The following is a 10995-nucleotide window of genomic DNA, read 5'->3' as shown; positions in this document are numbered from 1 at the left end:
CCGCGGCCCCCACCCCGGCCTGCACGGCCCCGGGCCCGGCCCGCACGGCCTCCGTCCCGGCCGAGCGCGAGGCATTTGCCCCGGACAGCCATTCCACGGCCTTTGTCCCAGGCGAGCGCGCAGAATTCGTCCAGGACGGCGACCAGCCCGCGGCTTCTGTGCCGGCCGAGCCCGCGGCTGCCACCCCCCTGCGGCGGACCACCCACCGGCTGCTGCGGGAGATCACCGACCTGATGGCGGCGACCCGCCTGAACGTCGCCCTGGCCCGCACGATGGAGCTGGTCACCGCCGCCCGCTCGGCCCCCGACGACGACCCGGCCCTGCGCGAGACCGCCGAGGCGGTGGCCGTCGTGCTGTCGGTCTTCGCCCCCTACACCGCCGAGGAGATGTGGCACCGCCTGGGCCACCCACCCGGCGTGGCGGTCACCGCCTGGCCCATCGCCGACCCGGCCCTGGCCGCCACCGAGACAGTCATCTGCGCCCTGCAGGTCGACGGCAAGCTGCGCGACCGCCTGCACGTCCCGCCCGACATCGACGAGGCGACCCTGACCGCCCTGGCCCTGGCCTCCCCGGCCGCGGCCGGCCTGCGGGTGACCCGCACGATCGCCCGCCCACCCAAACTGGTCAACCTGGTCACCGGCTGACCAGCGGCGCGCGGGCGGGTCAGTTCGGCAGTTCCTTGGCGACCACCTTGGCCAGCTCGCGGAACGCCTTGCCGCGGTGGCTGATCGCGTCCTTCTCCGCCGGGCTCAGCTCGGCGTTCGTCTTCGTCTGGCCCTCGCCCAGGAAGATCGGGTCGTAGCCGAAGCCGCCCTCGCCGCGCCGCGACCGCAGGATCGTCCCGCGCTGCTTGCCCTCGACCAGGTGCTCGCGACCGTTCGGCAGCACGAGCGCCGCGGCGCAGACGAACGCCCCGCCCCGCTGCCCTTCCTGGACATCCGAGATCTGGGCCAGCAGCAGCTCGAGATTGGCGTTGTCGTCGCCGTGCTTGCCGGACCACCGGGCGCTGAACACGCCGGGCATCCCGTTGAGCGCGTCGACCGCGATGCCCGAGTCGTCGGCCACCGTGGGCAGCCCGGTGCGCTTGGCGCCCTCGCGCGCCTTGATCAGCGCGTTTTCGCCGAAGGTCAGGCCCGTCTCGGGCACGTCGGGATAGCCCTCGAAGTCGGACAGGCCGACCAGCGCGACCCGCTCGGCGCCCAGCGCCAGGTCGAGGATGCGCTGGAGCTCCAGCAGCTTTTTCTTGTTCGCCGTGGCGAGCAGCAGTTTCGCGCTCATGAGGCCAACGCCTTCTGCTGGGCGGCGGCCAGGTCGGCGCAGCCGGCGACGGCCAGGTCGAGCAGGACATCCATCTGGTCGCGGCGGAACACGCCGTTCTCCCCCGTGCCCTGCACCTCGACGAAGTCACCGTCGCTGGTGCATACCACGTTCATATCCACGTCGGCGGCGGAATCCTCGACATACATCAGGTCGAGGCGAGGCTCGCCGGCCACGATGCCGACGCTGACCGCCTGGATCGACCGGTGCATGACCGTCTCGACCTTGCCGGCCAGGGCCTTGCGCTCGGCCAGCCAGGTCACCGCGTCCACCAGCGCCACATAGGCCCCGGTGATCGCGGCCGTGCGGGTGCCGCCGTCGGCCTGCAGGACGTCGCAGTCGAGCACGATGGAGTTTTCGCCGAGCGCCTTGAGGTCGATGCAGGCCCGCAGGCTGCGCCCGATCAGGCGGGAGATCTCCTGAGTGCGGCCGCCGACTTTGCCCTTGACGCTTTCCCGGTCGCCTCGGGTGTTGGTGGCGCGGGGAAGCATCGCATACTCCGCGGTGACCCAGCCGAGGCCGGAGCCCTTGCGCCAGCGCGGGACGCCCTCGGTGACGCTGGCGGTGCAGAGCACCCGGGTGTCGCCGAACTCGACAAGAACCGAGCCCTCGGGATGGATGCTCCACCGCCGGGTGAGGGTCACGGGTCGAAGCTGGTCGGCCGCTCGGCCGTCGGGTCGCGCCATGCCCCAAACCTTATTCGTTCGCCGGCGGCCGCGCTCAGCCCGCCCCGCCGCCGGTGGATAACCAGAGGGCCGCCCCGCCCCTGTGGACAACCAAAAGGCAGCGCTCAGCCCGCCCCGCCGCCGGTGGACAACCCGAGGCCGGGTTGAGGAGCCGCCGGCCGCAACACCGCCGACGGGCGCTGCCGGGTGATCGTCACGCCGGCGGTCGCCGCATCCGGGGCGAGGCCGTGCGCCCGCAGGAAACCGTGCACCGCCTGCGGCCAGCCGAACCGCTCGGCCCGCTCGCGAGCCGCCACACGCCGCTCCGGCTCCGGCCGCTCCATCAGCTCGCGCACGCCCTCGGCGAACGCCTCCGGAGTCCCGGCGACGGCCACCCCCGCCGTACCGATGACCTCCGGCAGCGCGCTGGAGTCGTTGACCACCACCGGCGTACCGCAAGCCAGGGCTTCCACCGCGGCCAGGCCGAACGTCTCCACCGGGCCCGGCTGCACCACCACGTCGGCGCTGGCCAGCAGCGCCGCGACCGCGGCGCGGTCGGCGATGTGCCCGGCGAAGCGCACCGGCAGCCGCGCCGCCCGGTAGGCCAGCGCGGTACGCCGGGTGCCGTCCCCGGCCAGCACCAGCACGGCCGGCACCTTCGCGTTGCGCAACGCCGCGATCGTGTCCACCGCCAGTTCGGGCCGCTTGGCCGCGGAGAGCCGGCTGGCGTAGACCACCAGCAGCTCGCCGGGGCGGGCGTAGCGGGCCCGTACGGCCGGATCGGCCTGTCGCGGGTGGAACTTCTCGAGGTCGACGCCGAGCGGCAGCTCGACCAGGTTGGGCACGCCCAGCCGGCGGAACTCGGCGGCCGCGAACGCGGTGGTGCAGACGATCGTGTCGAAATTCTCCGCCGTGCGCCGGTTGAGCCGGTCGGCGAGCGCGTCGCGTTTCGGCATGCCCCAGACGCCGAGCAGGCCGGCCAGGCTCTCGTGCGAAACCATCATCGACCCGACCCGGTGCTGCCGCGCCCACGCGCCGGTCCAGCGGAGGGTGGCCCGGTCGGAGACCTCGATGCGGTCCGGCTCGAGCTCGTCCAGCAGGCGGGTCAGCTCGCGCCGGCCGGTCATCACCCGATAGCCGCCGGTGCGCGGCAACGGGGAGCTGGGCAGCGTGATGACCCGGCCCTGGGAGGTCATCGTGTCGGAGCGCGCGCGCCCGGGAACGATCAGCACGGCCTCATGGCCGGCGCGCTGGTATCCCTCGCCGAGATTGCGCAGCGCGGTGCGGAGACCACCGGTATGCGTCGTCACGAAGTTGGCGAGGCGGACGATGCGCATGCAGCAACTCCAAGATCACGATCCGGTCGTGCAACGGGACATCGGCTGCCACCCCCGCCCCCCGGTTCGGGCTCAGAGATCGTACCGGGCGCCCGGGCGAACCACCTCAACCGGGCCCGCATAGGCGGCGGAAGCCGCATCCACAATAGATGCCTCAGAGAACCACGCAGGTATCAAATGGGTCAGCAAAAGCCGTCCGACGTCCGCCTTGGTGGCCGCCTCGCCGGCCTCGCCGCCGGTCAGGTGCAGTCCGGGCGGGTTGTCCACACCGTCCAGGTAGCTGGCCTCGCAGAGAAACAGGTCGGCCCCGGCGGCCAGCCGCAGCAGGGCCTCACAGGGGGCGGTGTCCGCCGAGTACGCGAGAATCTTTCCACCGTGCTCGACGCGTACGCCATAGGTCTCCACCGGATGGTTGACCCGGTCCACGGTGATCGAGAACGGCCCGATCGGGAAGGTGCCCGGCTGCAGGCCGTAGAAGGTGTACACGTCGTCGACCTGCTCGTTGTCCGAGCTGTACGCCGCGGAGATCCGCTCGGCGGCGCCCAGCGGCGCGTACACCGGAATGGCCGGCCGGGCCCCGGACGGGTCGTAGCGGCGAACGATCACATACAGGCAGGCGTCCAGCATGTGATCGCTGTGCAGGTGGGTCAGGATGATCGCGTCGATGCTGTTCATGTCGGTGTAGCGCTGGAGCGCCGACAGCGAGCCGGAACCGAAATCGAGCAGCAGACGGAAGCCCTCGGCCTCGACGAGATAGGCGGAACACGCCGACTCGGGGCCGGGAAAACTGCCGGCGCAGCCGAGAACGGTCAGTCGCATGCGGGTCCCTTTGGCTCACGCTGGGTCGTCGACGCCCCGCTGGACCGGTCCGTGGCAGGTTCGTCAGACCAGTCAATCACGGTGCGAAGCGTATCCCCGGACCTGCGCACCGCGTAAACGTCTGATCGATTTGTCGCTAAATCGACAACGTACATCACACCGCCCGTGACCTCGGTCATTAACGCAATTCCCGTTACGTCCGGTGAGTCGTTTGCGTTGCACAAAGTGAGGACTTCTACGGACGGAACGGAACGGAGGCAGCGTGACCACGGTCGAGCAGAACCGCAGCACGCGGACCGAGGCGGCGGAGATCATGCCGTTCGGTGGCTGGGAGATTACACCGGCACCGACCGGTTCCGATGACCGTGCGGCGCTTTTCCGCTTTCCGGCGGCTGACGACCCGGCTCCGTCGCCGGCGCGCCTTCTCACGATGGCGCTTTATGCCGCCGCGCTGGGCCTCGCGGGCGTCGGGGTCGGGCTGCGCGCAATGGTCACGGTTTTCGGCGGTACGGCGTTCTGGTACGTCCCGACGCTGTCCCTTTTCGGACTAGCGAGCGTCGCCTTGGTTGTCGGATCGTTCCTGTCGATTCACCGCCCGGCGCTGCCGTGGCTGCTGTTGCTGGGCGCCACGGCCCCACTCGCGATCGATGTGCTCATCGCGGCGCTCTACTAAGCCCAGAGCTGCCCTTCGAGGGCCTCTTCGGCGTCGTTGAGCGTGCCGCCGTACGCGCCGGTCGAGAGGTACTTCCAGCCACCGTCGGCGATGACGAACGCAACGTCGGCGCGCCGGCCGTCGCGAACCGCCTCGTGCGCCACGGCCAGCGCCGCGTGCAGGATCGCCCCGCTGGAGAACCCGGCGAAGATCCCCTCCACCTCGACCAGCTGGCGGGTACGCAGCACGGCGTCCCGGGTGCCGACCGAGAACCGCCGGTCGAGCACGGTCGCGTCGTACAGCTCCGGCACGTAGCCCTCGTCGATGTTGCGCAGGCCGTACACCAGCTCGCCGTAGCGTGGCTCGGCGGCGACGATCTGGATGCCCTCGACCTTCTCCTTGAGGAACCGGCCGGTGCCCATCAGCGTGCCGGTGGTGCCCAGCCCGGCCACGAAGTGCGTGATCGTGGGCAGGTCGTGCAGCAGCTCCGGGCCGGTGGTCTCGTAGTGCGCCCGGGCGTTCGCCGGGTTGCCGTACTGGAACAGCATCTTCCAGTCGGGGTGCTCGGCCGCGATCTGCTTCGCCGTCGCCACGGCCTGGTTCGATCCACCGGCGGCCGGCGAGAAGATGATCTCCGCGCCGTACATCCGCAGGAGTTGGACCCGCTCGGCCGAGACGTTCTCCGGCATGACGCAGACCAGGCGGTAGCCGCGCAACTTGGCCACCATGGCCAGCGCGATGCCGGTGTTGCCGCTGGTCGGCTCCAGGATCGTGTCGCCCGGGCGCAGGTGGCCGGACTCCTCGGCCTCGCGCACCATGAACAGCGCCGGCCGGTCCTTGACGCTGCCGGTCGGGTTGCGGTCCTCGAGCTTCGCCCAGAGGCGCACCGGCGGCGCGCCCTCGTCGACGGCGGGCGAGAGCCGGGGCAGGCCGACGAGCGGCGTGCCCCCACACGCGTCCAGCAGGCTCTCGTAGCGAGCCATGTCAAGCTCAGCCTTCAGTCGAGTCAGGGGTGGTGGCGGGGGCGGTCGGACGGGGGCCTAGGAGGGCGGCCGCGGCCGCGAACCCGAGGGCCCCGCCCGCGACGGCCGGCAGGATGGTGATCGAGTCACCGTCGTTGAGCTTGGCGTCCAGGGCGCCGAGGAAGCGCACGTCCTCGTCGTTGACGTAGATGTTGACGAAGCGGTGCAGGCCGCCCTCGGGCGTGATCAGCCGGCCCTTGAGGCCGCTGTGCTTGGCGTCGAGGTCGTCGATCAGCGCGGTGAGCGTGTCGCCGGAACCCTCGACGACCTTCGAGCCGCCGGTGTAGCTGCGCAGGATGGTGGGAACGCGAACTTCGATGGCCATGACGTGAATGCTCCTGAGTAAGGGTCGAACAACGGACGAAGATCTACGGGAGTGTCGTCAGCGACACTCGTAGACCACCGCCACCGGGCTCTGCCCGAACATGTACGACTGCACCCAGCCCACGATCACACCTCTACTGTCGCATCCACGATGTTGATCTCTTCCTCGGTCACCACACCGTCCACGATGCGGAACGACCGGATCTCCTCCGAGTCGTCCTCCCGGGTCGAGACCAGCAGATAGTGCGCGTTCGGCTCGCCGGCGAACGAGACATCCGTCCGCGACGGGTAGGCCTCGGTCGCGGTGTGCGAGTGGTAGATGACCACCGGCTCCTCGTCGTTGTCGTCCATCTCGCGCCAGACCCGCAGCTGCTCGAGGGAGTCGAACTCGTAGAACGTCATCGACCGGGCGGCGTTGTCCATCGGGATCAACCGGGTCGGCAGGTCGGCGCCGATCGGGCCGGCGACCACGCCGCAGGCCTCGTCCGGGTGGTCCCGGCGGGCGTGGGCGACGATCGCGTCCACGATCGTCTGGTCGATGGTCAGCACGCGTTTCACATTACCGTGAGATTTCACCGGCCCGGATATGGCCGTGCTCACTCGGTCTCGGCTCACTCGATCTCGGGCAGCGCGTTCAGCAACGACTCCTGGAGGTAGCCCAGGTACGCGTACACGCTGAGCTGGAAGACCCGGCTCGAGCCCGGATCGTGCACCACCGCGAGCTCGAGTTCCTCGCTCAGGTCGGTATCGGCGGTGATGTCCAGCCGGGTGCCCATCGCCAGCCGGGCGTCGTTGATCGCCCGCAGCCAGGCCTCGGCGGCCTCGCCGTCCAGGCGCACCTCCCCCTCGCCCTCGTCCGGCAGGGCCGCCAGGATCGCGCCCGCCTGGTCGATCTTCCCGGTCTTCAGCTCCCCCTCGGTGTAGAGGCGGAACTCGGCCGAGTCGTCCGGGCGGTCCGGATAGATGTCCGGGAAGAGGCGGGAGACCACCGGGTCGGTGTGGTCCATCCCGTCGGTCAACAGGCCGACCACCTCACCGGCGACCTTGCGCAGCACGCGCACCTCGTCGACCGCGAAGGTGGCCACGCACTGTGTGCCGTTGCGTCGGAACATTCGCCCTCTCCCGCGGGATGCTCAGGCCCGGTCGACCGTCGCCCAGAGACCGTAGCCATGCAGCTGGTTGGCGTCCATCTCCATGCGCTCCCGGGCGCCGATGGAGACCACCGCCTTGCCCTTGTGGTGCACATCGAGCATCAGCTGTTCGGCCCGGTCGCGGCTGTAGCCGAAAAGCTTCTGAAAAACCCAGGTCACGTACGACATGAGGTTCACCGGATCGTCCCAGACGACGGTCACCCACGGGCGATCGTCGGCCGGTGCTTCCTCGATCTCCGGTGCCTCGACGGGAGCGACCTGTGGCAACGCCATGACCCCCATGTTGCCACCGGATTTGCCGCATCGGTGAACCGGAACGCCGAACCGCAGGTCAACGCGCCCTTCGTAAGGAGCGCTCCGGCGCAATAGGGTGATGACGTGAACTCCTTCGCGCCCGCTCTGCTGACCGACCAGTACGAGCTGACCATGCTCAGCGCCGCCCTCCGGGACGGCACCGCCGGCCGCAACTGCGTCTTCGAGGTCTTCGCGCGCCGCCTGCCCACCGGCCGGCGCTACGGCGTGGTCGCCGGACCGGGCCGGCTGATGGAGCTGATCAGGGATTTCCGCTTCACCGACGAAGAGATCGACTTCCTGCGCGGGGCGCAGATCGTCGACTCCGGCACGGCGGATTGGCTGGCGGGTTACCGGTTCACCGGCGACATCGACGGGTACGCGGAGGGCGAGCTCTTCTTCCCCGGTTCGCCGATCATGACGGTCTCCGGCACGTTCGCCGAGTGCGTCCTGCTGGAGACGCTGATCCTGTCGGTGCTCAACCACGACTGCGCGGTCGCCACCGGCGCGGCCCGCATGGTCACCGCCGCCCGGGGCCGCCCGATCATCGAGATGGGCTCCCGGCGTACGCACGAGGACGCCGCGGTCGCCGCGGCCCGCGCCGCCTATCTCGCCGGTTTCGCCTCCACCTCGAACCTGGCCGCCGGCCGCCGGTACGGGATTCCCACCACCGGCACCTCGGCGCACGCGTTCACGCTGCTGCACGACGACGAGCCGGCCGCGTTCGCCTCCCAGGTGGCGACCCTGGGGAAGAACACGACGCTGCTGGTCGACACGTACGACATCGCCCAGGGCATCCGGAACGCGATCGCCGTGGCCGGCCCCGACCTGCGCGCCATCCGGATCGACTCGGGCGACCTCTCGGTGCTCGCCCAGCACTCGCGCGAGCTGCTCGACTCGCTCGGCGCCACCGAGACGAAGATCATCGTGTCCGGCGACATGGACGAGTACGCGATCGCCACGCTCGCCGCCGAGCCGGTCGACATGTACGGCGCCGGCACCGCGGTGGTCACCGGCTCCGGCGCGCCCACCGCCGGCCTGGTCTACAAGCTGGTCGAGGTCGAGGGCCGGCCGGTGGTCAAGCGGTCGGAGAACAAGGCGACGGTCGGCGGCCGCAAGACCGCGATCCGCCGGCACAAGCCCACCGGCACCGCCACCGAGGAGATCATCGTCTCCCAGGGCGTGCCCGAGCACGCGCCGAACGACCGGCCGCTGCAGCGCCCGTTCGTGGCGCGGGGCGAGGTCGTCGACGCGCCGACGCTCGCCGAGTCGCGGGAACACCTGCGGCAGTGCCTGATCTCGATACCGTGGGAGGGTCTCAAGCTCTCGGCCGGCGACCCGGCCATTCCCGTCACCATCGTCCCGACCGCGTAAGGGGTTGACCGTGCCCAGAGCATTGATCATCGTCGACGTGCAGAACGACTTCTGCGAGGGCGGCTCGCTGCCGGTGACCGGCGGCGCGGCCGTGGCGGCCGGCGTGTCGCTGGCCCTGGAGAAGGCCGGCGACCGGTGGGACCACGTGGTGGCCACCAAGGACTGGCACATCGATCCCGGTAACCACTTCAGCGACCACCCGGACTACCTGGACAGCTGGCCGGCGCACTGCGTGGTCGGCTCGGGCGGGGCCGATTTCCACCCGTCGCTGGTCACCGACCGGATCGAGGCGGTCTTCCACAAGGGCGAGCACAAGGCGGCGTACTCCGGCTTCGAGGGCCACAGCGAGTCGGGCGAGACCTTGGCGGAATGGTTGCGGTCCCGGTCGGTGACCGAGGTGGAGCTGGTGGGCATTGCGACAGACCATTGCGTACGGGCGACCGCGCTGGACGCCCGTCGCGAGGGTTTCGACACGACGGTGCTGCTCAACCTGACCGCCGGGGTGGCCCAGGGCACCACCGACGCGGCCCTGGAGGAGTTCCGGACGGCCTCGGTGGCGACCAGCGGCTCGCCCATCGTTTCTTCGTAGTCCTCCTCACAACCGGGGCGCTTTGTCCGCCTTCGTCGGCCGGGCGCCCCGGAAAGGCGTTGGTTTTCTGTCGTACCCCCAAGGCAGGATGTGGGGCGGAGGTCAGGAACCGCATGCTGCTCACGCCTTACAAAGAGACCCTCGCCCTGCCGCGGATCAAGTCGCTGCTGGCCGTGGCGACGCTGGCGCGCATCCCGATCGCGGCCGCGGCAGTCGTCCTGACCCTGCATGTGGTCACCGATCTCGACCGTGGCTACGGCGCGGCCGGCCTGGTCGGGGCGGCGGTGACCATCGGCGGCTCGGCCGGCGCTCCCGTGATCGGCCGCCTGATCGACCGGCGCGGCCTGCGCCCGGCGCTGGTCCTGACCACGGTGGCCGAGGTCGTCTTCTGGGCGGTGGCGCAGGCCCTGCCGTATTGGCCGCTGCTGATCCTGTCCCTGTTCGGCGGCTTCCTGGCGCTGCCCGCGTTCGCCGTGGCCCGCCAGTCGATCGCCGCGCTCACGCCCGAGGCCCAGCGCCTGCCCGCCTTCGCCCTCGACTCGATCACCACCGAGATCTCCTTCATGTCCGGCCCGGCGCTGGGCGTGGTGCTCGCCACCGGCCCCGGCCCGCGGGTGGCCATGCTGGCGATCGGCGCCGGCATCCTGGCCTCGGGCATCGGCCTGTGGCTGCTCAACCCGCCGGTCCGCGCCTCGCACGAGACCCCGATCGAGGCCGGCGAGCGGGTGCCGCGCCGCTCGTGGCTCCGCCCCCGCTTCGTCGCCGTCCTGGCGGTCACCCTGGCCGCGACGCTGGTCCTCTCCGGCACCGACGTCTCGATCGTCGCCGTTCTCCGGGAAAATGGCGAGTTGTCCTGGTCCGGCCTGGTCATGTCGCTGTGGGCGTTCTACTCCCTGTGGGGCGGCTTCGCGTATGGCACGATGCACCGCCGCCTGCCCGCGGTGGCCCTGCTGACGCCGATGGCGGTCCTCACGGTCGCGGTCGCCCTGGGCGCTGCCCACTGGTGGCTCCTGGCCATCCTGCTGATCCCGTGCGGCGCCCTGTGCGCCCCCACGATCACCGCCAGCGCCGACGCGGTGAGCCGCATGACGCCCGCCTCGGCCCGAGGCGAGGCGATGGGCCTGCACAATTCGTCCCTCACGGTCGGCGTCGCCCTGGGCGGCCCCCTCGCCGGCCTGGCCGCCGACCGCATCGCCCCACCCTGGGGCTTCGTCACCGTCGGCGGCATAGGCCTGCTGATCGCCCTGGCCGTCCTCCCCGCCGAGCTACTACACCGCCGCCGCGCAGCCCACGCCGCGCTCCCCACCGAAGCGCCCGACTCCGCCACCCCTCCCACGGCCACCCCCGCCGCCCCGCCCACCGGCTCGCCCGCTGCACCCGCCACCGGCTCGCCCACCACGCCCGCCACAGGCTTGCCCACCACGCCCACCACAGGCTCGCCCGCTGCACCCGCC

13 protein-coding genes and 1 pseudogene are annotated in these 10995 nt (G+C 71.0%); 5 read left to right on the top strand and 9 right to left on the bottom strand.

What is annotated here, in order from left to right:
* On the top strand, positions 1 to 644 hold a 644-nt coding region (locus IH26_RS0151525), incomplete at its 5' end, for a class I tRNA ligase family protein (protein ID WP_157437878.1).
* A 19-nt stretch (positions 645 to 663) separates the two neighbouring features.
* Here the strand turns inward: IH26_RS0151525 and rdgB are convergent.
* The 4 genes from rdgB to IH26_RS0151505 form a co-directional block, all read right to left on the bottom strand.
* Positions 664 to 1278 (bottom strand): RdgB/HAM1 family non-canonical purine NTP pyrophosphatase, encoded by a 615-nt coding sequence (gene rdgB / locus IH26_RS0151520; protein WP_030443646.1) that lies wholly within the window; start codon positions 1276 to 1278, stop codon positions 664 to 666.
* On the bottom strand, positions 1275 to 2003 hold the full coding sequence (rph, locus tag IH26_RS0151515) for a ribonuclease PH (protein WP_030443645.1): 729 nt from the start codon (positions 2001 to 2003) through the stop codon (positions 1275 to 1277). The genes rdgB and rph overlap by 4 nt, the downstream gene beginning before the upstream one ends.
* A 104-nt stretch (positions 2004 to 2107) precedes the next feature.
* A complete protein-coding gene (locus IH26_RS0151510; RefSeq protein ID WP_030443644.1) occupies positions 2108 to 3319 on the bottom strand; it encodes a glycosyltransferase in 1212 nt (403 codons plus the stop codon).
* 72 nt (positions 3320 to 3391) lie between these two features.
* A complete protein-coding gene (locus IH26_RS0151505) occupies positions 3392 to 4138 on the bottom strand; it encodes an MBL fold metallo-hydrolase (protein ID WP_030443643.1) in 747 nt (248 codons plus the stop codon).
* Between the two features lie 262 nt (positions 4139 to 4400).
* On the opposite strand from IH26_RS0151505, the gene IH26_RS0151500 reads away from it, so the two are divergent.
* Positions 4401 to 4811 carry a hypothetical protein gene (locus tag IH26_RS0151500; RefSeq protein WP_030443642.1) on the top strand — a complete coding sequence of 137 codons (411 nt, stop codon included), beginning with the start codon at positions 4401 to 4403 and terminating at the stop codon, positions 4809 to 4811.
* On the opposite strand, the gene IH26_RS0151495 is transcribed toward IH26_RS0151500, so the two are convergent.
* From IH26_RS0151495 to clpS, 5 genes and pseudogenes are all read right to left on the bottom strand, one after another.
* The gene (locus IH26_RS0151495; protein ID WP_030443641.1) at positions 4808 to 5773 is read right to left on the bottom strand and encodes a PLP-dependent cysteine synthase family protein; all 966 of its coding nucleotides are present in this window, start codon (positions 5771 to 5773) and stop codon (positions 4808 to 4810) included. The genes IH26_RS0151500 and IH26_RS0151495 overlap by 4 nt on opposite strands.
* Positions 5774 to 5780: 7 nt before the next feature.
* Complete coding sequence (locus tag IH26_RS0151490; protein WP_030443640.1) at positions 5781 to 6137, bottom strand: MoaD family protein; 357 nt, start codon at positions 6135 to 6137, stop codon at positions 5781 to 5783.
* A gap of 57 nt (positions 6138 to 6194) precedes the next feature.
* Positions 6195 to 6685 (bottom strand): annotated as a pseudogene (locus IH26_RS55135) (M67 family metallopeptidase).
* Between the two features lie 62 nt (positions 6686 to 6747).
* Positions 6748 to 7248, bottom strand: coding sequence for a DUF2017 domain-containing protein (locus tag IH26_RS0151480; RefSeq protein WP_030443639.1), 501 nt, complete (start codon positions 7246 to 7248; stop codon positions 6748 to 6750).
* A gap of 21 nt (positions 7249 to 7269) precedes the next feature.
* Positions 7270 to 7560, bottom strand: a complete 291-nt coding sequence (gene clpS / locus IH26_RS0151475; RefSeq protein ID WP_030443638.1) for an ATP-dependent Clp protease adapter ClpS — start codon at positions 7558 to 7560, stop codon at positions 7270 to 7272.
* A gap of 105 nt (positions 7561 to 7665) precedes the next feature.
* Here clpS and IH26_RS0151470 point away from each other — a divergent pair, with 105 nt between their 5' ends.
* From IH26_RS0151470 to IH26_RS0151460, 3 genes are all read left to right on the top strand, one after another.
* Positions 7666 to 8952, top strand: a complete 1287-nt coding sequence (locus IH26_RS0151470) for a nicotinate phosphoribosyltransferase (RefSeq protein WP_030443637.1) — start codon at positions 7666 to 7668, stop codon at positions 8950 to 8952.
* Between the two features lie 10 nt (positions 8953 to 8962).
* The gene (locus IH26_RS0151465; RefSeq protein ID WP_030443636.1) at positions 8963 to 9541 is read left to right on the top strand and encodes an isochorismatase family protein; all 579 of its coding nucleotides are present in this window, start codon (positions 8963 to 8965) and stop codon (positions 9539 to 9541) included.
* A gap of 113 nt (positions 9542 to 9654) precedes the next feature.
* Positions 9655 to 10995, top strand: a 1341-nt coding sequence (locus IH26_RS0151460; protein ID WP_245666064.1) for an MFS transporter, incomplete at its 3' end; no start/stop codon positions are given.

The sequence above is a fragment of the Actinoplanes subtropicus genome (genome assembly GCF_000721705.1).
GTDB lineage: Bacteria > Actinomycetota > Actinomycetes > Mycobacteriales > Micromonosporaceae > Actinoplanes > Actinoplanes subtropicus.
Note: the sequence above shows the minus strand (reverse complement) of the source record. Positions and strands in the feature narration are given on the sequence as shown.

Excerpts from the sequence above, each read along its gene's own strand:
- clpS (WP_030443638.1), bottom strand. The coding sequence starts at position 7,560 with ATGGCGTTGCCACAGGTCGCTCCCGTCGAGGCACCGGAGATCGAGGAA.
- IH26_RS0151505 (WP_030443643.1), bottom strand. The coding sequence starts at position 4,138 with ATGCGACTGACCGTTCTCGGCTGCGCCGGCAGTTTTCCCGGCCCCGAG.
- IH26_RS0151490 (WP_030443640.1), bottom strand. The coding sequence starts at position 6,137 with ATGGCCATCGAAGTTCGCGTTCCCACCATCCTGCGCAGCTACACCGGC.
- rdgB (WP_030443646.1), bottom strand. The coding sequence starts at position 1,278 with ATGAGCGCGAAACTGCTGCTCGCCACGGCGAACAAGAAAAAGCTGCTG.
- rph (WP_030443645.1), bottom strand. The coding sequence starts at position 2,003 with ATGGCGCGACCCGACGGCCGAGCGGCCGACCAGCTTCGACCCGTGACC.
- IH26_RS0151495 (WP_030443641.1), bottom strand. The coding sequence starts at position 5,773 with ATGGCTCGCTACGAGAGCCTGCTGGACGCGTGTGGGGGCACGCCGCTC.
- IH26_RS0151510 (WP_030443644.1), bottom strand. The coding sequence starts at position 3,319 with ATGCGCATCGTCCGCCTCGCCAACTTCGTGACGACGCATACCGGTGGT.
- IH26_RS0151480 (WP_030443639.1), bottom strand. The coding sequence starts at position 7,248 with ATGTTCCGACGCAACGGCACACAGTGCGTGGCCACCTTCGCGGTCGAC.